Source organism: Microbacterium sp. MYb62, from assembly GCF_002979475.1.
Classification (GTDB): domain Bacteria; phylum Actinomycetota; class Actinomycetes; order Actinomycetales; family Microbacteriaceae; genus Microbacterium.
The window spans coordinates 1-17,778 of sequence record NZ_PCOY01000010.1; the positions used below are offsets into that span (position 1 = coordinate 1).

Here is a 17,778-nt window from a genome sequence, read left to right on the forward strand (position 1 = left end):
ATGGTCCTTTCGAAGGGGGTGGGGGAGGGGGTCAGATGCTGCCGGCGAGGTTGAGCCCGATGACGCCCGCGATGATGGCCGCGATGCCGACGAGCTTCTTGCCGGTGAGGCGCTGGGAGAAGAACAGGGCTCCGACGATGACGATTCCGACGCCGGCGACCGAGGTCCAGATGGCGTATCCGACACCGACGTCGAAGGTGAGGAGGGCCAGGCTGAGGAAGAAGGTGGCGATGGCGCCGCTGACGAGGGTGGCGATCGTCCACCACAGGCGGGTGAAGCCCTTGGCCTTGCCCGCGGCGAGGCCGACGGCGACCTCGAAGATGACGGCGATGCCGAGATAGAGCCAGCTCATGACGGTTCCTTTCGTGTCGGCGAGTGATGCCGACGGACATGGTACGAAATAGTAGTTGCCTGTACATGCAGGTATTTGGACAGAAGGCGTGAGGGGGGCCGCGCCGAGGCGGCGGTTCAGGAGTCGATCAGTGCCTGCACCTGCGTGAGCGCGGCGCTGGTCGCGTCCTTCGCGAGATGGGGGAAATGTGCACCGAGCTCGGTGAGCAGTGCGTGCAGGCGCAGTTCGTAGGTGGGGGTGATCTCGCGCAGAAGCGCTTCGCCGGATTCCTCGATCACCGCATAGACCCCGCGTCCGTCGTCGGCGCAGAGATCCCGTCGGACCAACCCCTTGGCCTCGAGGCGGTGGACGAGTCGGGTGATGGAGCTGGGGTTCAGCCCCACCTGCTGCGCGAGGTCGTTGACGCGTAGCTCCTTGTCTGCGGCGTGGATCAGGAAGCCCAGTGCCCGGTACTCCGTGAGGCCCACCCGGTAGGTGTCGCCGAGCCACTTGTCGAGGCTCGATTCGATCGTGGAGGCGAGAAGGGCCACCCGTGACCACGAGTGCGCGACCGTCGCTGCTTCGGATCGATCGATCTGAGATACCTGACTGTGCATGCAGTTACTTTAAGGGTGTGATCGTGCGCGCGTCAACCCTTCTTCGGAGCTTGGCGTGCGGAGGAACGTCGCCGGTGCCCGCTACCGTGGGGGTGACTGACACCCACGGCCCGGCGCCGACTCCGCCGGCACTGCCCCGAAGAAGGAGCCCCCGATGGCCATGGCCGTGTCCCATGAGAACCTCGTCAACCGTTCGCTGCGGGGGCTGTTCCTTCCGTTCAGGCCCAAGCTCACCCGCCACGCGGCCCAGCTGCTCGGGGTTCCGCAGCACATCGGGGAGAAGGTTCTGGACTACCTGCCGATCGACGGGTTCAGTCCGGATGTCGTGCTCCTCGAGGAGGGCGGCTCCGAGATCCAGGTCGTCATCGAGACGAAGCTGTTCGCAGCCGCGCAGGCGACCGCCCTGATCACGGTTCAGAAGGCCCCCACGCGCGAAGGAGACGAGCGGGCGAAGGCGGTTCACGACGCCGTGGCCGACCCCTCGTACGGGGTCGAGGGTGGGAAGGTCAACGCCCAGGGCGTCAAGCCCGAGGCCGTCTGGCAGATCGATGCGTACTACGGCTGGAAGTGGTGGGACAGGGACTTCCCGCAGCTCAGCCTGGCCTCCGATGCGCAGTTCATCTACCTGTCACTCGACGGCGGGGAAGCCGCCGGGAAGTACGACGGCGCCGCGTCCGCGAAGCACTGGCGTGCAGGGAGCCTCGTCGACCTCGTCGTCGGGCTCAACCGCGAACTCCGCCGCGAACGGGAAGACGGTTTCGTGCCGGATGAGTCCGGAGTCTTCACGCAGGACGAGAAGGATGCGATCGCCGTCCTGACCTTCCTGGTGTACACCCACCTGGGCGGCGAACATGTGAGCGCCCTCGAGTGGGTGGAGAAGAAGCTGGCGATCCCCGATCGGGAGACCGCCGACTGACTGGCCGTCCGGCCGTCGACATCGAGCCCGACCTGATCACATGACGCGCCCGATCACGTGACGGACCGGACGAATCGCGCGTGTGTCACCGCACCGATCCTTCGACGCCCAGGGCGACGGGCAGGCCATTGAGCCGTAACGCCGTGCCGGTTCGGAGGTGGGGGAGATCTGCGCTGCCATCGCCGCTCTGCGTGAGGAAAGCGACCTGCTCCGTCCAGACCAGATCGCATCCCGACAGATCGTTGTCGAGGAAGGTCACGGTGACGAGAGAGATCCAGCGTGGGGCAGCATCGACGAGTGCCTCGTAGGCGAAGACGATCCGACGGCTCGGAACGATCTCCAGATAGTGCGATCTGTTGCGGATCTGTTCGACGGTGCCGTCCGGCAGGAGGAATGTGCTTCGTGCATCCTCACCACCACCGACGCGGAAATCGTGTCGGTACGTTGCTTCCCGCCCGGGCAGCCGTATCCAGCGTCGGCGGATCTCGTCGCTCTCGAAAGCGGAGAACACCGTCGCCCGTGATGTCGCGAGGCGCCGGCTGATGGTGAACTCCGCGTGTCTGACCGGGTTGCTGAGCTCGGAATGTGAGAGGGCGCTGCCTGCTCCGCCGCTTGTTTCTGCCATGTCGCAGAGTCCTTCTTCCGGTTCTCGTCGGAAGGTTGCTATCGGTGAGGAACAGAGATCGGCCCGCTCGACCTCCCGCGCAGAGTGAATTGCGGGGAGGCTGGGGAGGTCACTCCTCCGTGTTGCTGAAGGTATTCGAGGAATGACCGGAACGCCTCTTCTGCGTCTCGAGCGGAGGTGTGCTCGCCCAGCGCCACTCGAAGCGAGGGTGCTCCGTCGAGTCTCACCTCCGCCTCGGCGATGACCATCGGTGGGGCGTCGCGATGCATCGGCGTGACGCTGATCACATGATCGACGTTCACCCACATCGAGCGGGACGCGCCTGCGGCGTCGAGGAGTTCGATCAGCCGCATGAGGGGCCCCGCGATCCGCTCACCTCTGGACTCCGTGGCCGGCGCGCGTGGGCGGTGCCTCCCACGCGGACGGCGGGTGGGGGCTCGTGCCGAGCGCCTCGCGGAAAGCGGCGGTCCGATAGCAGGCGCCGTCCGGGGTCACGACCCTCTCGATGCGGGGGATGCCCTGGGCGGCGAACGACGCCTTCGCCCGGCGGAGGAAAGCGATGACGGTCGCGACCGCATCGTCGGGCAGGGTTTCGGCGTAGGCGATCTCGGAGTAGCGGTCCACGGCCGAGTGCAGGAAGATCTCGTCGGCGTTCGCGCTGCCCACCCTTCTCGCATCGATCTGCACGATGTGCCCGGGTCTCGTGGCGGTGAGGCGTTCACGCTCCTGTGTCGTCGCGCCGCGAGGGTCGATGTCGTCCGGTGCGTGCAGTCCGAGCTGGGCGAGCAGGCGGCTGACGGTGCGACGGCTCACGGGTGTTCCCTCGCGGTCGAGCTCGAGGGCGATGCGGGACGCCGACCACCCGTGCTTCCGGCGCATCGACTGGATCTTCTCCACGAGCCGTCCAGGCGTCGCCGACGGCTGTCGGAACGGAGCGGGTGAGCGATCTCGCAGGCCGAGGTCTCCGAACCGCTCGTATCTGCTCACCCATTTCGAGGCGGTCGCGCGGGAGACGCCCATCTCCTCGGCCACGTGCGCGATCGGACGGGTTCGGCAGCGTTCGACCAGACGGCGGCGTTCCTCGGGTGAGAGTGGCGCGTTGGCGTGCAGGCGTGATGTCATGACGGTCTCTCCTCCCGGCTCAGATCAGTTCTCGCACGGGCCCCTCGTGCACGGCCTGATAGATCGCGTTGCGGATCGTGTTGGCCTGGACCGAGGTGAGCGTGCGATCGATGGGGCGCAGAACGATCCGGAGCAGGAGGTTGACCTGGCCGTGCTGCGTGCCCAGGCGCGATCGTGCGGCCTCGGGAAGCTCCTCGTGGGAGGTGCGGCCGAGGACGTCGACGGATTCGATCACGTCGGCGTCGTCTCCCAGGGCGGTGCGGATGCGGTCGCCGAGCGTCTCCTCGTCCTCGTGAGCGGCCAGCACGACGGAGATGTCGCGTCGCACTGCGGGGAGCGGGGAGACGTGCTGCCACGGTTCCAGGGTGAGCATCTGCGTCGCGATGCGCGGGTCTTCCGCCCGGAGATACCGGATATCGGGGATGCCCTTGCGCAGCATCAGGGCACGTTCGAGTCCCATACCGAGCGCGAGTCCGGACCACCGCTCGGGGTCGAGGCCCGATCCGCGGAGCACGTCGGGATGAATGCGCCCGCACTCGGCGAGCTCGAGCCATCGGCCCTCGTGGAGCACATCGATCTGTCGCCCGCCGACGGTGTACGGGTGTGCGGCATCCGTCGTCTTCCACTCGGCGCCGGGCAGCACTGCCTGAACCAGGAGTGCGATCATCGCGAGCATGTCGTCGTCGTCCGTCTCGGGAGTGCTGCGGATGCGCCACAGATCGACCTGGTGAGGCTCGCCGACGTGGCTGCGGTCGACGGCGTCACGCCGGTAGACGAGGCCGGGCGCGACGATCAGCTCATCGACGTCGCCTCCCGCGGTGTAGTCGCCGAGCGCGTGCGGGAGCTCGGCGCTGGTGTGACTGCGCAACATCACGGTCGGGCTGATGTAGCGGGTGTAGCGACGATCACGCGTGACGTCTCCGCCGCCGTAGCCGAGGCGATCGTAGTTCTCGCGTACGGGGACGATCGGCGAGTTGCGCACCTGGCGGACCGTGGCGCCCCACTCGGACTGCAACGAGGCCACCACCGATCCGAGGAGTGTCTGGATGGCGTGCGCGCCCTGAGCGGGGTCGGTGAGGTCGCGCAGGTTCAGTGCGCGGCAGAGCTGGGCGGAAGTCAGATGGTCGGCGTGCGACATGAGAAGGTCTCCGAAACGATGGCAGATGGCGAAGGGTGAGAACTTCCCCCGGCCGTGCCTGCGGAGACCTGATGCGCTAGGAGCGCATGTCGAAGACCCCGCGGCCATATCCCGGCCGGGGGTTCGAAAATCGCTGCTGCCTGTGCACGACGTCAGAATACAGGGGCAGCGGGTCTCCAGGGACTGGCGTCAACAACGTCCTGGCCCGCGACGCCGACGCGTCGGTCGAGCCGACCGTGCCCGCCGCAGTGGCGGAACGGGAACTCGGACGAGCCCGCCGTGTTGACGCCGGATGCCGATCATGGGCCGGTCAGGCCGGTCTCGGTCGTCGTCGATGTCCGTCTCAGGGTGGCTTCGGCGAGCTGCCTCGCCTCGGTGTAGGACGTGGTGTCCCGGCGATAGCGAGCGGCCGATGATGCGCCGTCGAGGAGCAGCAGCCATTGCGCCGCGAGCGCTCCTGCCTCGGACGGGTTGCTGCTCTCGAGCAGGTCGGCGAGGTAGTCCGTCATCGCCTGCTTGTGATCGACGACGGCGCGGCGGATCTGCTGCTCGGGCTCGGTGGACTCGGCGAGGACGTTCAAGAAGGCGCAGCCGCGGTACCGATTGTGCTCGGCATCCTCGGCGGCCGCATCGAACACGGCCAGAGGGGCACCGCCGAGTTCCTCGACCCGTGCCTGAAGCCGCTCGCGATACTCGATGTCGTACTCGCTGAGCATCGCGGTGACCAGCTCGGCCTTGCTCGCGAAATGCCGATAGAACGAGGCGCGCCCGACGCCGGAGGTCTGCAGGAGGCGCTCGACACCGACCGCGCGGACTCCTTCTGCGTAGAACAGTTCTCGCGCGGTGCGCAGAAGTCTCTCGCGAGCACGAACGGCCATGCCCTCAGTCTACGGCGGCGCGGCCCAGATGGTACCGGATGGTTCCCTCTGCGCGCTGTCGCTGGTAGCGTTCAGACGGTACCGATCGGTGCCATCTGAGATCATCGGCGATGCCGCCACGGACGGGGAGAAGGAACCGCATGCATCGAGAGACGAGAACACCGGTCGTGTGGATGCTGGCGCTCGGCGTGTTCGCGGTCGGGACGGGGGAATTCGTCCTCGCAGGATTGATCCCTGAGGTCGCGGAGGAGTTCGCGTTGAGCGCGGGCGAAGCCGGACAGGTGGTGACGATATTCGCGGCGACCTGCGCGGTCGCCGGGCCCGTGGCTACGGTTCTGACGACGAGATGGCCCCGGCGCCGCGTCCTGTCGGCCGCGATTGCGCTCTACATCGTCGGCACCGCAGGGACGGCGGCCGCACCCGATTTCGCTCTGGTGCTGCTCGCGCAGGTCGCTGCAGCCGTCGGCACGGGGGTTTTCGTGCCGAACGCCGCCGTGGCCGCGGCGGCGATGGTTCCGGAGGGGCGGCGTGGCCGCGCGATAGCCACGGTGGTGAGCGGCTTCACGATCGCGGTCGCCGTCGGCGCGCCGGCAGGGACGGCGATCGGAGCAGAGCTCGGATGGCGCTCGACGATGTGGCTCGCCGGCGCGGTCGCCGCCATCGGCTTCGTCGGCATCGCCACCCTCGTTCCTCGGACGCTCGGAGGTTCCGCCTCCGACATCGGCTCACGAAACGCCCTTGGTGCGGTGATCGGCATCGTCGGGCCGCTCGCGCAACCGAAGGTGCGAGCGCTTCTCGCGACGACTCTCGTGGCCTTCACCGCGGTCTACATCCCCTATACGTACGTCGGCACCGTCTTCGAACCCGCGACCGGCGGCGACGGGGTGCGACTGTCGCTCGTGATGCTGACCTTCGGCGTATCCGGAGTGATCGGCAATCTTCTCGGCGGACGCCTCGTCGACCGGCACGGCGGCGGCGTCGTCGTGGCCGGCGCGCTCATCGTCCTCACCCTGAGCCTCGCAGCGATGGCGGTGGTTCGGGAAGATCTGTTCTGGTCGCTCGTCGTCAGCGCCGTCTATGGGGCGAGTGCCTTCGCCATCACCGCTCCCCAGCAGCACCGTGTGCTGGCCGTCGACCCGGCCCGCGCCGCCATCCTGCTCTCGCTCAATCAGTCCGTTCTCTACCTCGCCATCGCTGCCTCGGGGGCCGTCGGGGCGATCGCGATCGAGGTGGTCGGCCCCGCGAGCGTTCTGTGGATCGCCGCGGTGATCTCCGCCGGCGCGCTGCTCGCCTCGTTCGCCGCCGGGCGGATCTCCGCTCGTCGGGGCGCGGCCGGGAGCGGAGCATCGGTCGATCCCGAGGCCGAAGTCGCCCGGGAAGAGGCGAGTGGCTCGTGAACGCCCCCGCTCGACGAGGCGGTCTCGACCATCAGTGCTCGTTCGGAAGGGCCATCTAGGATCGCCGCATGCGTAGACGTGCACTGTTCGGTGCTTCCCTCCTGGCCGGGCTGGCCGTCGTGACCGGATGCGGGGCGCTGCCTCCGGTGACCGGTCCCGATCGTTCCGAAGTGGTGCCCGTGACGGACGGCACCTGCGAGATCAGCTGGTGGCTCGGCCCTGCCGTCGATGACCCGCCCGCCGAAGCCGGCCGCGTGGCTGCGGAAGCGCTCGAGGAGGCGACGGTCAGCGAGTCTCAGTGGTCGGAGTGGTACCGCCTTCTCGATGATGATCCCGACCTCGACTCGCTGTCGGAGAACCGTCTCCGGGGATCCGCATACCTGGAAGCTGTGCGCGAGGATGTGCGGGCCGCGCTCGACGATGCCGGCTATCCGGATATCGAGCGGGTCATCGAGGTGTACTCCGACCTCTCCTGCGCCTGAGAAAGCTCAGGGAGAGCGGTAGACCTCGACGCTCTCCGGTCTCTGCCTCGCGGCGAGCACGAGCGCGACGATGCCCAGGCCGAGCGTTCCCGCGAGCGCGGCCAGTGCTCCGAGCAGCTGGAACAGATCGGCGAAGGCCTGGATGCTCTCGGGGCGCTCGGTGACGAAGATGATCTGCGGTATCGCCCAGGTGACCAGGTACCCGCCGAGAACCCACATCGGAGCCCACCGCCACGGCTGAGGAACCTCGTCGCTGCGGGCGATCTGGACGGCGGCGACGAGGCCCGCGGCCGCAGGGACGATCAGAGCGAGATAGCCGTGGACTCTCCAGACGGTCTCGTCGGTCAGCGGCCCGAGGGCGAACAGTCGTGTGGCGGCGAACTCGGCGAGGGGCCAGAGTGCGACGACCGTCATGGCCGTCACTCCGAGCGGCTTCCGTCCGACGACGCTCGCGTCACGCGACAGGCCGAACGCGAACAGCAGTATCGATGCCGCGAAGATCAGGTCGATCACGATGCGGATGGTATCGGAGCCCATGGTTCCCCCGAGGCTCCTCTGCGCCATTCCGGCCACCCCGCACAAGACGAGTCCTGCGCCCGCGAATGTCCAGGTTCGCTGCCGGTCCCGCATGCTCATGGCATCAGGCTATCCGCGCAGCGACTGTTCGTGCAGCGCGGCGGCCCCGTGTGACTCCGGCCGCGACGACGATCAGGCCCAGGACTGCTCTGTGGAGTCGACGAGATGGATGAGGTCGGCGGGCGACGAAACCCAGTATCCGTCGAATCCGTTGCCGAGATCCTCGATCTCGTCGCGACGAGGGATTCCGGCTTCCGCCAGGAGCGCGGCAGCGGCTTCGGTGTCGGAGGTCACGACCTCCAGCCAGATCTCCGCCTGGGACAGCTCCGGACGGCGGTCGATCCACAGATTGCAGGAACCGAACTCGAATCCGACGGCATCGCCCTCCGGTCCGGAGATGGCGGGAAGCTGCAGGACATCGCGGTAGAAGCCGATCGTCGCTTCGTAGCGATGCGGCGGGACCTTCAGGGCGATGTTGCGACCGCCGGAGAAGGCGGGGCGTGGAACGGTCATGGGTGCTCCTTCGTGGGATCTTTCGGTCGAGAGCAACTGTAGGGTTGCACACACGTTGATGCAACCCTAAAGTTGCATCAACGTGTACCGCACTGATTTACGGAGGTCTGAGATGGGACGCATCGTCGTCGTGAACTTCAGCAGCATCGACGGGGTGATCCAGTCGCCGCTCTCGTCCGACGAGGACAGGGATGACGGCTTCGCGCACGGGGGCTGGGTGCCGCCCCGCAGCGATCACGTCGTCGACGGCTTCATGCAGGATGCGACGGTTCGGGCGGCGGGGATGCTGTTGGGGCGCCGCTCCTACGAGATCCTCCGTGACGCGTGGGCCGGGGCCGACGACTCCGTCCCCGCCATCGCCGCGATGAATCGGATGCCGAAATACGTGGTCACATCGTCACCCCTCGAGTCTCCGTGGCAGAACTCCCACGCGATCGACGGAGGCCTTCCCTATGCTGTCGTCGACCTTGCGGCGCGCACCGACGGCGATCTCGTCGTCTTCGGCGCCGGGACGCTGGTCAGGGGCCTCGCGGCGCAAGACCTCGTCGACGAGTACCGCATCCTGATCTTCCCCTTGGTGCTCGGAGCGGGGAAGCGGATGTTCGATCAGGAGAGCAGAGCGGCCTCATTCGTGCTCAGCGAGAGCGTGGTCTCGCCGGGTGGTGTCGTCATCCTCACCTACACCCGCGAGCGCGAGGTCTGAGGCCTGAGGTCTGAGACCGGAGGGGACGGTGGTCCGTCTCCTCCGGTCGTTGTGGTGAACTGTCGAGTATGGGCCGAGATGAACAGTTCACCATCCCCGCTGCCGTCCTCCGAGGTTTCGACGCCGGCGATGACGCGACCCGTGAATGGCTGAGCACGGTGCCGTCGGTCGCTCACGACCTTCTTCGCACCTGGGGTCTTCGGCCGGAAGGCGAGGTGCGATCGGGGGAGGCGGGCATCGTCGTGCCGGTGCATCGCGCCGATGGGACGCCTGCCGCGCTGAAGTTGCAGGTGCCGCGCGCCGAGACCAGGGCCGCGATCCTCGGTCTCACCCGATGGGACGGCCGTGGGGTGGTTCGGCTCCTGGACAGTGACGCCGACCGGGGAGGGATGCTGATCGAGCGCCTCCATGCTGATCGCAGTCTCGACGTCGTCGAGGACGACGACGATGCCGTTCGTGTGATCGGGGGACTCCTGGCGCGCCTGCACGGTGTGCCCGCCCCCGACGGGCTTCCGCGTCTCGGGACGATCGTCGCGGGGATGATCGACGATGCGCCCGAGGCGATGCGGATTCTCGACAGTGCCGACCGGGCTCGACTCGATCGATGGGTTCGCACGGTCGACGAGGTGGGGGCCGAACCCGGGGATCGTCTCCTGCACTGGGATCTGCACTACGGGAACGTCCTCGCCGCCGACCGTGAGCCCTGGTTGGCGATCGATCCGGAGCCTCTCGTCGGTGATCCCGGGTTCGACCTCTGGCCTGCCCTGGACAGCGGGTGGAGCGTCGATCCCGCCGATGCCGACGCACCACGTATCGTGCGTCGACGATTCGAGATCCTCACCGAGATGCTCGACCTCGACCGTGACCGCGCAGCCGTGTGGACGCGCGCTCGTCTGCTGCAGAACACGTTGTGGGATGTCGAGGACGGGTACACCGCCATCGCCGCGTCCGCGAAGACGGTGGACGATGCTCTCGCGTCGTTCGTCGCCGTCGGCTGAAGCGGAGTCGACTCCTCACCGCCGACACCGTTCCGGTCGGGGTGCCGAGCGGTGGCTGCGCTATCGCGTCGCGCGGGCGACGGCGTGCGGCAGCGCCAGAGTCACGAGACTGATGACGAACTTGCCCGGCTCTTCGAGCATGCACAGGTGCGCCGAGTTCTCGAACCAGACGACATCCTTCGACGGCGCAGCCACTCGCTCGAGCCAGCGCTCGACCGGGGGCGTCGGGGTCGTCCAGTCGTGGCGTCCGAGGAACTGCAGCAGGGGCACGTCGAACGCGACCCGCTCGCGCGCATCGAAGGACAGCAGCTGGGGCAGGACCTGTGGCATCGTCGCCTGCTGTCCGACGCCGATCAGCCTCAGGTCTTCCTCCGTGTAGTAGGGCGAGAGCTCTTGCGACTCCAGGAAGTACACGGAGTCGGATCTATATGCCGATAGCGCTCCGTAATGCTGCGCCCATTTCCGGCAGGTCACGATCCGCTCCGTGGTCAGCGGCTGCGTGCCCGGGTACTCGCCGAGCGCCCGGAGCTCCGCGACGGCGGCGTCGTTCCGATCGGCGACGGCGCTCCGAAGCGCGAACCCGAAGCTCTCCCGCTCATTTTCCGCGCCGGAGATCACCTGGCCGACCCCGATGTAGCCCCACAGGAGGTCAGGGCGTCGCTCCGCCGCCGTGAGACCGATGATCGTTCCCCAGCTGTGGCCGAGAACGCCGACCTTCTCCACGCCGAGCTCGTGCTGGAGCCAGATGATCAGCTCCATGAGGTCATCGACATACCTGTCGAGGCTCAGATCCATTCCTTCGGTTGCGCTCGCCGCCGATCTGCCACTGGCGCGCTGGTCGTAGTTGACGACCGTGAAGTACTCCTCCACTCCTCGTTGCCAGATCCACGACGACGGCAGAGAAGGAAGCGCCGGTCCACCATGGCAGACGATCAGCACCGGGTTCGCCGTGCTCCGGCTGCGGATCGAGACGAACTGTTCGACACCGCCGAGCGTGACGAATTCCGTGCGATCGATGGCGTCGGGGTTGGGAATGCGGCACAGATCCGCGATGACGGTTCGGCCGGTCTCTTCGCTCATGTCGGTCAGCTTAGAACCGGAGTCGACTCCTCGCCGCCGCCATCGTTCCGGACTACGCGCGGTGTCGCCAGCGGTTGAGGCCGATGCCGACGAGGACGACGGCGGCGCCGAGGAGCAGGAGGGGAGACTCGAAGACGAGTGCTGCGGCGGCGCCGGCGAATGCGGCGAGAAGCAGGCCGTCGAAGGACCAGGCCAGTCGCACGGCGGCGCCGAGGTCGCCCATCGGCGTCGGGGTCGGGGTGAGCAGCGCGGGCGGAAGCGGACCCTTCACCGCGTCGCTGATTCGGGCGACGAGGGCGAGCAGCCCGAGTGCGAGCGAACCCGTGATCGGCCCGGCCACCGCGAGCCCCGCCGTGACCGCGCACACGACGGACGCCGCGAGCAGCACGATGATCAGGACGGCCAGCGGGAAGGACGCGTGTCTGGCGAGCAGCTGTTCGTCGCCGACCCCGTAGAGCGGGACATCGGACGCGATGCTCGCGGCGTGCCGGATGCCGTCGGTGAGGGGGCCGAGCCCGGCGAACAGGATCACTCCGGCCGCCGCTCCCATCGCCCAGCCCGGCGAGGCCGGGGAGAAGGCGAGTGCGGTCAGTGCGCCTGCCGTGGCGAGAGCGAGGACACCGATGACGAGGCGGCCCGGTGTGCGGACCGCCCCGATCGCATCGCGGACCAGGAACATCACGGCCTGTCGTCGGAGCGGGCGGACGGCGCGGAACCGGCGACCGAAGTGAGGTCGCCGCTGGTAGATGGTCGCGGCAGCGCCGAAATCCATACCCGTCGCATGGGTGGTCGCCGAGTCCCACCGCGCGGCCTGGGCCATCAGCTCCGCGAGGTCGAGCCGGTTCATCAGCAGCGGCGTCGAGATCACGAGCATCGCGCTCAACGCGATCAACGCGATCAGCGCGGCATGTGCGTGCGGCGATCCGCTGCCGGGATAGGCGAGTCCGACCCATCCCCAGGGAGTGAACGCCGTCAGCGCGGGGACGGCAGCGGTGATCACCCCCGACACGAAGACGCCGAAAGCGAGAGCCACCGCAGCGCGGGGGAACACCTGGCCGGCGAGCCAGGCGACGGTGGTGATCACGCCGACGAGTGCGCCGACGGCGACGAAGGCGACCGCGGCGAGGGGGTCCACCGTGCCGCTGGATGCCAGGCCGGCACCGATCAGCGCGGCGATCGCTGAGGTCCCCGCGGTCACGAGAGCACCGGCGCGCAGCATCGGGCCCCGGAACGCGTCGGATCCGGCCAGTTCGCTCGTGGCGAGAGCATGTGTCAGGAACGGGGGATGCAGGGCCGGACCGCGGTCGCGACCCAGCAGCAGCGCACCCGCCCACAGGCCCGCGACGACGAGGACGGTGATCTCCGTCGCGGCCGACGAGGAGAGGAGCGAGATGCCCTCCGTGCTCGTCACCGTCAGCCACGCAGCTCGTGCGACCGGGGCCACGGCCACCAGCGCGACCATCAGGACCATGTAGACCGTATAGCCCCGATCGCCGCCAGTGCGGGTGTTCCTGGCACGCCAGATCCGGATCGCCGCGGATGCACGACGGGTCATGCCGCGGCATCCAACCAGAGCGTGCGGTCGGCGAGCCCGTCCGCGAGGACCGGGCTGTGCGTGGCGACGACGACGGCCGCACCCTCGTCGCGCCGCGCGCGCAGCACCCGGATCACAGACTCGACATGCTCCGGATCCAGCCGCTGCTCCGGCTCATCGAGGATCAGCACGTCGAACGGCCGAGCGAGCACCAGGGCGATGCCGAACAGCTGCGTCTGCCCCGACGACAGCTCGTGCGGGAACCGCTGCCCGAAGGCGGTCAAACCCAATTCGGCAAGGACGAGACGGGCGAGCGCGGTCGCCGCATCCGGATCGTCCAGCCAGGTCGTCGCGACCAGCAGGACGTGATCGGACACCGTCAGGTCCGGCGCCATCGGAGGCAGGCCGATCATCGTGGCGACGCGGCGCCGGAAACCCCGGTCACGCGGAGCCACCGCTTCTCCGGCGATCCGAACCGTCCCGCTCGACGGCTTCCGCGTGCCGGCGAGCACACGGAGCAGGGTCGACTTGCCGGCGCCGTTCCTGCCGCGGATCACCAGAGCCTCACCCCGCGGCGCCGTCACCGTCACCGGACGCAGAAGCGTCACCTCGCCCGCCGACACCGTGACCTCATCCACCTCGATCATGCGAATCATCCTCGCAGGTCGCCACGGACGAGGAGGCGAGTCGACTCCGAGGAGGCGCCGAAGTCGCTCGCGAGCCGCCCGTCGGAGATGTCGGTGCCCGTTCCTAGGGTGGGGACACCATCGTCTCCGCCGCCCTCGCCGGCGTCGACGCCGTCTACTGGGTCGATCCGCCTGCGGAATCGGACGATCCGCTCGCCGACTATGCGCGAGCCACGGAAGCGATTCGAGCGGCGGCAGAATCCCACGCGAATCTGCGGGTGGTCTTCCAGAGCAGCGTCGGCGCAGAGAAGCGACACGGTGCCGGTGAGATCGATGGACTGGCCGCGACCGAGGTCGCGCTCGATCGGCTCGGAATCGCGGTCACGCACCTGCGCTGCGGGTTCTTCTTCACGAACCTGCTCTTCGAGGCCGAGTCGATCGCGGCCGGCCTCTTGCGAACTGTCCTCCCCAGCGACCACCCCATGAGCTGGGTCGCCCCACGCGACATCGCCGAGGTGGCCGCGATGACACTGCTGAACTCCGAGTGGAGTGGGCGCCGCGTGCAGGCCGTCCACGGGCCGGCCGACCTCACCTGGGCGCAGGTGGCTGCGATCCTCGCCGATGAGACGGGAAGCGACCTGCGCGTCGAGCGCATCTCCGACGAGGAGATGGCGGCGCAGTACCGCGCGGCCGGGATGCCGCCGGCCATGGCCGAGGCCGTGCTCGAGATGTCGACGGGGCTGCGGGACGGGTTCATTCCGGAGCAGCCGCGCTCCGTCGTCACGACGACGCCCACGTCCCTGCGCAGCTGGATCCGGGACGAGCTCCTTCCCGTGCTCTGAGACGGCACCAGCGAAATCGAGCCCAAACTGTCATCATCGACGCATGTTCACAGAAGCCTTGCCACGACCTGCCCGGAACCTTCGCACGGCGTACTACGGCTCCGGCCCCTACTGCTACTCGAATTCGCTGGCGATGATGCTCGGCGCAGAGGCGCCGAGCGCCGCGATCGTGGAGACGGCGACGGGGAGCGCGTTCGGCATGCAGCTCGTCGACGGTCTGCCGTACTTCGACCCATACGGCTGGACGCCGGAGCTCGGACTGGACGCAGCGTTGTCGCATCTCGGGTGGTCGGCCATGCTCACGCACGGTGGTGCGCCGGCGGAGGCCATCGCTCGTCTTCGCTCGCACCTCGTCGACGGACCCGTGCTCGTGGGGCCGGTCGACATGGGGTTCCTCCGCCACCTCCCCGGCACGACGCAGCCCGTCGGAGCCGATCACTATCTGATCGCGCTCGCCGTGGACGATGAGGGCGTGATCGCGCATGACCCGGAGGGACACCCGTTCTCGCACATCGCGCTACCGGACTTCCTCGAGGCCTGGGAGGCGAGGGGGATGGACTACGGCCATCCCTTCTCGATGCGCGCGGAATTCGTGCGACGGGCGAGGCCGAGCGAGGCGGAGAGCATCGCGCGCTCGATCCGCGCGTCGCGCCGATGGCTCCACGTCGATCCTCCCGTCGAAGACGGCCTGGCCAATGCGGATGCCGCGTTCGCGCTCGCCGCCCTGCTCGAGCGAGGGCCCGACGAGGAGGTTCGTGAGCATCTCGTGCAGTTCGCCATCCGGGTCGGGGCTCGCCGCCTCTCGGATGCCGCCGGGTGCATGCTCCGGATCGGGCTCGACGACGCGGCGGACGTCATGCTCGCACAGGCGCGCCTGGTGGGCAGGCTCCAGCATGCCGTCGTGACCGGACGGTTCGATGACGGCGCGGAGGCCCTTCGGCGTCTGGCGCCCACGTACGGCGAGCTGCGGCTCCGTCTGGAGCGGAGCGGCTTCGGCAGAGGCGTGTGAACGCCGTCGAATGATCGGGGCGTGCGCGGGCGACGGCGCGCACCGTCGCCCGCGCTCACGGCGACGCCGGGCCTCCGAGGCTTCGGTCTCCCGCCACCTGATCGGAACTCGCATCGGCGGGGTCGAACTCCTCCGTGGCGCGATTCGCGCGCGTGCGGGTGGTCCCGAAGAGGATGACCCCGGTGACGACGAGTATCGCTCCCGCCGAGGGGATGAGCGCTTCGGGCGAGAACCCGGTGGCGAGCATGGCCCCACCCAGCATTCCGCCGAACGCGCTTCCCAGCGTGATCGCGCTCGCGTTGAGGGCGAGCAGGATCGTCAGAGAACCCGACGACATGGCCGCCAGGCGTGCCTGCAGCGGCACCCCCATCCCGCCGTTGAAGAATGCGCAGCCGAAGAACCAGACGATCGCGACGGCGATGCCCACGGCCCCCGGCAGCGTCATCCCGACGGTCCCGATCACCGCGACCACGATCAGGGAGGCGATGATGATGGCCAGAACCCGCACGGGGGAGAGCCGGTCGATGCTGCGACCGGAGACGACGTTGCCCAGCAGGCTGATGAGGCCGTAACCGAACATGGCCAGGATGATCGGCAGCCCGGCACCGATCCGGGGCTCGAGGATGAACGCGGCGTATGTGAAGCAGAGGTAGCTCGCGCACATGATGCCGATCGGGATCACGAGGGCCGCCAGCACCCGCGGCTGCCCCAGGGGGCGCACGCTCTCGCGCAGCGGAAGGGCCGGCAGCGTCAGACGGGGCACCTTGATCATGATCCCGATGAGCGCGATGAGACCCACTCCGGCGACCAGGAACATCGGCGCCCGCCAGTCCGCCTGCCCGATGACGAGGCCCAGCGGTACGCCGAGCGCCGTGGCGGCCAGCCAGCCGCCGAGCACGAAGGAGAGCGCGCGACCTCGGTGCTCGACGGGTGTGCGGGCGATCACATAGGCACTCACGACGGCGTTCAGCAGGGCGCCTCCGAGGGCGGAGACCACTCGGCCTGCGATGGCCCACGAGTAGTCGGGGGCCAGAGCCACCAGGAGATTCCCGAGGATGAAGACGAGCAACGCGAGGGAGATCGTCGCCTTGCGCTCCCAGCGACCCGTGAACGCGCTCAACACGGGCCCGGCGAATGCTCCCGTCAGTGCGAAGACCGCGACGAGCTGGCCCGCCGCGGCCGAGCTCACCTCCAGATCGGAGGCGATCTGGGGGAGGAGGCCCGCCAGCACGTAGCCGTCGATGCCCATGGAGAAGTTGGCCAGGGCAAGCCAGAAGAGCCCCGCCCGGCCGAAGTCGCGGAGGTTGTCCGTCATGTGCACTACCGATTCTGAGTCGTCGGGGGTGAGAACCCGCGGGCTTTGCTCACCGAGCCGAACGCCTGTACGGTGAGTGCGTACCGCATCCGGTGGCGGCCTTCCCTGTTGATCTCTCTGGAGGCCGATCATGAATACCGTACCCCGCGCCCGACTCTTCCGACGCGACGACCGCGACCAGCTCACCGACCTGGTGAATGCCCATCTCTCCTCGGTGATTCCGGGCGCACGTGTCTCGGTGAATGCCGTGCTGAGCAGCCTCGAGCGCCAGCCCGACGAGTACATCGTCGATCCCTGGGTGGTGGAGCGCGCCACGATCGTCGTGGAACAGGGTGAGCGCATCGTCGCCGCGGCCCACCTGCAGCGCTTCGCCGAGCATCCGCGCGTGAGCGACGACTATCGAGGAGCCGGGCTGATCCAGTGGGCGCTGTCGGTGCCGGGGGATGACGGTGGAGATCCCGCCGCCGAGACCCTGATGCGCGCGTGCCTGGCGCAGCTGCGCGCGTGGGCGGTGACGACGGCATACGCCGACGGACAGCTCCCGTTCCCCGGTGTGTACGGGATCCCGGCATCGTGGCCGCATGTGCGACGGTCCCTGGAAGGGGCCGGCTTCTCGCACGATGGACCGACGGAGGTCGTGCTCCTGGCGACGACCTCCGGGCTCGCGTCCATCGCGGATCCTCCGGCCGCGTCCGACGTCGCGTCGACGCGCGAGCTCGGCGCTCACGGCATCCGCTTCATCGCGACCCGGGATGGGGAGACCGCGGGATACGTCGAAGTCGATCTGACCGTGAACCGTGCTGAACGTCACTCGGCTGGACCTCGCTTCGCGGAGCTCTCCGACTGGGAGGCGGACGACGCCGACGTGCTCGTGCGACTCTTCGGCGACCTTCACGAGTGGCTCACGTCGAGCGACGTGGCGCGACTCATCGTGGCGGTCGACCCCGCCGATGCCGACGAGTGCGAGCAGCTGTTCGGACTCGGATTCCGAGAGGTGACCTCGACCACCCGAGGCTGGCGACGTCAGCTCTAGGCGTCACGGCCCCCGGCGCTCGTCGCCGGGGGCCGTGCGTCCG

Annotated in this window: 20 protein-coding genes; 8 read left to right on the forward strand and 12 right to left on the reverse strand. The window is 68.5% G+C overall.

The window, feature by feature from the left end; genetic code table 11:
• Positions 1 to 31 precede the first annotated feature (31 nt).
• Together CQ042_RS11525 and CQ042_RS11530 are read right to left on the reverse strand one after the other, a co-directional pair.
• Positions 32 to 352 carry a multidrug efflux SMR transporter gene (locus CQ042_RS11525; protein ID WP_105670625.1) on the reverse strand — a complete coding sequence of 107 codons (321 nt, stop codon included), beginning with the start codon at positions 350 to 352 and terminating at the stop codon, positions 32 to 34.
• 116 nt (positions 353 to 468) lie between these two features.
• Complete coding sequence (locus tag CQ042_RS11530) at positions 469 to 948, reverse strand: MarR family winged helix-turn-helix transcriptional regulator (RefSeq protein ID WP_105670626.1); 480 nt, start codon at positions 946 to 948, stop codon at positions 469 to 471.
• Between the two features lie 154 nt (positions 949 to 1,102).
• Here CQ042_RS11530 and CQ042_RS11535 point away from each other — a divergent pair, with 154 nt between their 5' ends.
• A complete protein-coding gene (locus tag CQ042_RS11535; RefSeq protein WP_105670627.1) occupies positions 1,103 to 1,864 on the forward strand; it encodes a hypothetical protein in 762 nt (253 codons plus the stop codon).
• A gap of 85 nt (positions 1,865 to 1,949) precedes the next feature.
• Here CQ042_RS11535 and CQ042_RS11540 read toward each other — a convergent pair whose 3' ends face one another.
• The 4 genes from CQ042_RS11540 to CQ042_RS11560 form a co-directional block, all read right to left on the reverse strand.
• Complete coding sequence (locus CQ042_RS11540) at positions 1,950 to 2,489, reverse strand: SRPBCC domain-containing protein (protein ID WP_105670628.1); 540 nt, start codon at positions 2,487 to 2,489, stop codon at positions 1,950 to 1,952.
• A 372-nt stretch (positions 2,490 to 2,861) separates the two neighbouring features.
• The gene (locus CQ042_RS11550) at positions 2,862 to 3,611 is read right to left on the reverse strand and encodes a helix-turn-helix domain-containing protein (protein WP_105670630.1); all 750 of its coding nucleotides are present in this window, start codon (positions 3,609 to 3,611) and stop codon (positions 2,862 to 2,864) included.
• Between the two features lie 19 nt (positions 3,612 to 3,630).
• On the reverse strand, positions 3,631 to 4,749 hold the full coding sequence (locus CQ042_RS11555; protein WP_105670631.1) for a hypothetical protein: 1,119 nt from the start codon (positions 4,747 to 4,749) through the stop codon (positions 3,631 to 3,633).
• A 299-nt stretch (positions 4,750 to 5,048) separates the two neighbouring features.
• Positions 5,049 to 5,627 carry a TetR/AcrR family transcriptional regulator gene (locus tag CQ042_RS11560; RefSeq protein WP_105670632.1) on the reverse strand — a complete coding sequence of 193 codons (579 nt, stop codon included), beginning with the start codon at positions 5,625 to 5,627 and terminating at the stop codon, positions 5,049 to 5,051.
• 140 nt (positions 5,628 to 5,767) lie between these two features.
• On the opposite strand from CQ042_RS11560, the gene CQ042_RS11565 reads away from it, so the two are divergent.
• The gene (locus CQ042_RS11565) at positions 5,768 to 7,024 is read left to right on the forward strand and encodes an MFS transporter (RefSeq protein WP_219844849.1); all 1,257 of its coding nucleotides are present in this window, start codon (positions 5,768 to 5,770) and stop codon (positions 7,022 to 7,024) included.
• Positions 7,025 to 7,092: 68 nt separating this feature from the next.
• On the forward strand, positions 7,093 to 7,506 hold the full coding sequence (locus CQ042_RS11570) for a hypothetical protein (protein ID WP_105670633.1): 414 nt from the start codon (positions 7,093 to 7,095) through the stop codon (positions 7,504 to 7,506).
• A gap of 6 nt (positions 7,507 to 7,512) precedes the next feature.
• On the opposite strand, the gene CQ042_RS20480 is transcribed toward CQ042_RS11570, so the two are convergent.
• Together CQ042_RS20480 and CQ042_RS11580 are read right to left on the reverse strand one after the other, a co-directional pair.
• Positions 7,513 to 8,043 carry a hypothetical protein gene (locus tag CQ042_RS20480; RefSeq protein WP_181157546.1) on the reverse strand — a complete coding sequence of 177 codons (531 nt, stop codon included), beginning with the start codon at positions 8,041 to 8,043 and terminating at the stop codon, positions 7,513 to 7,515.
• 171 nt (positions 8,044 to 8,214) lie between these two features.
• A complete protein-coding gene (locus CQ042_RS11580) occupies positions 8,215 to 8,595 on the reverse strand; it encodes a hypothetical protein (protein ID WP_105670634.1) in 381 nt (126 codons plus the stop codon).
• Positions 8,596 to 8,707: 112 nt separating this feature from the next.
• Between CQ042_RS11580 and CQ042_RS11585 the strand changes: the two genes are divergently transcribed.
• Entirely contained in the window at positions 8,708 to 9,298 is a 591-nt protein-coding gene (locus CQ042_RS11585; RefSeq protein WP_105670635.1) for a dihydrofolate reductase family protein, read from the forward strand.
• A 68-nt stretch (positions 9,299 to 9,366) separates the two neighbouring features.
• Positions 9,367 to 10,296, forward strand: coding sequence for an aminoglycoside phosphotransferase family protein (locus CQ042_RS11590; protein ID WP_105670636.1), 930 nt, complete (start codon positions 9,367 to 9,369; stop codon positions 10,294 to 10,296).
• Positions 10,297 to 10,356: 60 nt separating this feature from the next.
• On the opposite strand, the gene CQ042_RS11595 is transcribed toward CQ042_RS11590, so the two are convergent.
• From CQ042_RS11595 to CQ042_RS11605, 3 genes are read right to left on the reverse strand one after another with little or no spacing between them, the layout of a single operon-like run.
• A complete protein-coding gene (locus CQ042_RS11595) occupies positions 10,357 to 11,376 on the reverse strand; it encodes an alpha/beta fold hydrolase (protein ID WP_105670637.1) in 1,020 nt (339 codons plus the stop codon).
• 52 nt (positions 11,377 to 11,428) lie between these two features.
• Positions 11,429 to 12,931 carry a hypothetical protein gene (locus tag CQ042_RS11600; RefSeq protein ID WP_105670638.1) on the reverse strand — a complete coding sequence of 501 codons (1,503 nt, stop codon included), beginning with the start codon at positions 12,929 to 12,931 and terminating at the stop codon, positions 11,429 to 11,431.
• Positions 12,928 to 13,557, reverse strand: a complete 630-nt coding sequence (locus CQ042_RS11605; protein ID WP_105670639.1) for an ABC transporter ATP-binding protein — start codon at positions 13,555 to 13,557, stop codon at positions 12,928 to 12,930. The genes CQ042_RS11600 and CQ042_RS11605 overlap by 4 nt, the downstream gene beginning before the upstream one ends.
• Before the next feature lie 257 nt (positions 13,558 to 13,814).
• On the opposite strand from CQ042_RS11605, the gene CQ042_RS11615 reads away from it, so the two are divergent.
• Together CQ042_RS11615 and CQ042_RS11620 are read left to right on the forward strand one after the other, a co-directional pair.
• The gene (locus tag CQ042_RS11615) at positions 13,815 to 14,378 is read left to right on the forward strand and encodes a hypothetical protein (RefSeq protein WP_105670641.1); all 564 of its coding nucleotides are present in this window, start codon (positions 13,815 to 13,817) and stop codon (positions 14,376 to 14,378) included.
• 43 nt (positions 14,379 to 14,421) lie between these two features.
• Positions 14,422 to 15,387, forward strand: coding sequence for a hypothetical protein (locus CQ042_RS11620; RefSeq protein WP_105670642.1), 966 nt, complete (start codon positions 14,422 to 14,424; stop codon positions 15,385 to 15,387).
• Between the two features lie 55 nt (positions 15,388 to 15,442).
• On the opposite strand, the gene CQ042_RS11625 is transcribed toward CQ042_RS11620, so the two are convergent.
• Positions 15,443 to 16,702, reverse strand: a complete 1,260-nt coding sequence (locus CQ042_RS11625) for an MFS transporter (protein ID WP_181157547.1) — start codon at positions 16,700 to 16,702, stop codon at positions 15,443 to 15,445.
• Positions 16,703 to 16,832: 130 nt separating this feature from the next.
• Here CQ042_RS11625 and CQ042_RS11630 point away from each other — a divergent pair, with 130 nt between their 5' ends.
• Positions 16,833 to 17,735 (forward strand): N-acetyltransferase, encoded by a 903-nt coding sequence (locus tag CQ042_RS11630; protein ID WP_105670644.1) that lies wholly within the window; start codon positions 16,833 to 16,835, stop codon positions 17,733 to 17,735.
• The last annotated feature ends 43 nt before the right edge of the window (positions 17,736 to 17,778 follow it).

What these genes read in the sequence shown, in the direction of transcription:
- CQ042_RS11525 (WP_105670625.1), bottom strand. Translation starts at nt 352, where the DNA reads ATGAGCTGGCTCTATCTCGGCATCGCCGTCATCTTCGAGGTCGCCGTC.
- CQ042_RS11530 (WP_105670626.1), bottom strand. Translation starts at nt 948, where the DNA reads ATGCACAGTCAGGTATCTCAGATCGATCGATCCGAAGCAGCGACGGTC.
- CQ042_RS11535 (WP_105670627.1), top strand. Translation starts at nt 1,103, where the DNA reads ATGGCCATGGCCGTGTCCCATGAGAACCTCGTCAACCGTTCGCTGCGG.
- CQ042_RS11540 (WP_105670628.1), bottom strand. Translation starts at nt 2,489, where the DNA reads ATGGCAGAAACAAGCGGCGGAGCAGGCAGCGCCCTCTCACATTCCGAG.
- CQ042_RS11550 (WP_105670630.1), bottom strand. Translation starts at nt 3,611, where the DNA reads ATGACATCACGCCTGCACGCCAACGCGCCACTCTCACCCGAGGAACGC.
- CQ042_RS11555 (WP_105670631.1), bottom strand. Translation starts at nt 4,749, where the DNA reads ATGTCGCACGCCGACCATCTGACTTCCGCCCAGCTCTGCCGCGCACTG.
- CQ042_RS11560 (WP_105670632.1), bottom strand. Translation starts at nt 5,627, where the DNA reads ATGGCCGTTCGTGCTCGCGAGAGACTTCTGCGCACCGCGCGAGAACTG.
- CQ042_RS11565 (WP_219844849.1), top strand. Translation starts at nt 5,768, where the DNA reads ATGCATCGAGAGACGAGAACACCGGTCGTGTGGATGCTGGCGCTCGGC.
- CQ042_RS11570 (WP_105670633.1), top strand. Translation starts at nt 7,093, where the DNA reads ATGCGTAGACGTGCACTGTTCGGTGCTTCCCTCCTGGCCGGGCTGGCC.
- CQ042_RS20480 (WP_181157546.1), bottom strand. Translation starts at nt 8,043, where the DNA reads ATGGGCTCCGATACCATCCGCATCGTGATCGACCTGATCTTCGCGGCA.
- CQ042_RS11580 (WP_105670634.1), bottom strand. Translation starts at nt 8,595, where the DNA reads ATGACCGTTCCACGCCCCGCCTTCTCCGGCGGTCGCAACATCGCCCTG.
- CQ042_RS11585 (WP_105670635.1), top strand. Translation starts at nt 8,708, where the DNA reads ATGGGACGCATCGTCGTCGTGAACTTCAGCAGCATCGACGGGGTGATC.
- CQ042_RS11590 (WP_105670636.1), top strand. Translation starts at nt 9,367, where the DNA reads ATGGGCCGAGATGAACAGTTCACCATCCCCGCTGCCGTCCTCCGAGGT.
- CQ042_RS11595 (WP_105670637.1), bottom strand. Translation starts at nt 11,376, where the DNA reads ATGAGCGAAGAGACCGGCCGAACCGTCATCGCGGATCTGTGCCGCATT.
- CQ042_RS11600 (WP_105670638.1), bottom strand. Translation starts at nt 12,931, where the DNA reads ATGACCCGTCGTGCATCCGCGGCGATCCGGATCTGGCGTGCCAGGAAC.
- CQ042_RS11605 (WP_105670639.1), bottom strand. Translation starts at nt 13,557, where the DNA reads ATGATCGAGGTGGATGAGGTCACGGTGTCGGCGGGCGAGGTGACGCTT.
- CQ042_RS11620 (WP_105670642.1), top strand. Translation starts at nt 14,422, where the DNA reads ATGTTCACAGAAGCCTTGCCACGACCTGCCCGGAACCTTCGCACGGCG.
- CQ042_RS11625 (WP_181157547.1), bottom strand. Translation starts at nt 16,702, where the DNA reads ATGACGGACAACCTCCGCGACTTCGGCCGGGCGGGGCTCTTCTGGCTT.
- CQ042_RS11630 (WP_105670644.1), top strand. Translation starts at nt 16,833, where the DNA reads ATGAATACCGTACCCCGCGCCCGACTCTTCCGACGCGACGACCGCGAC.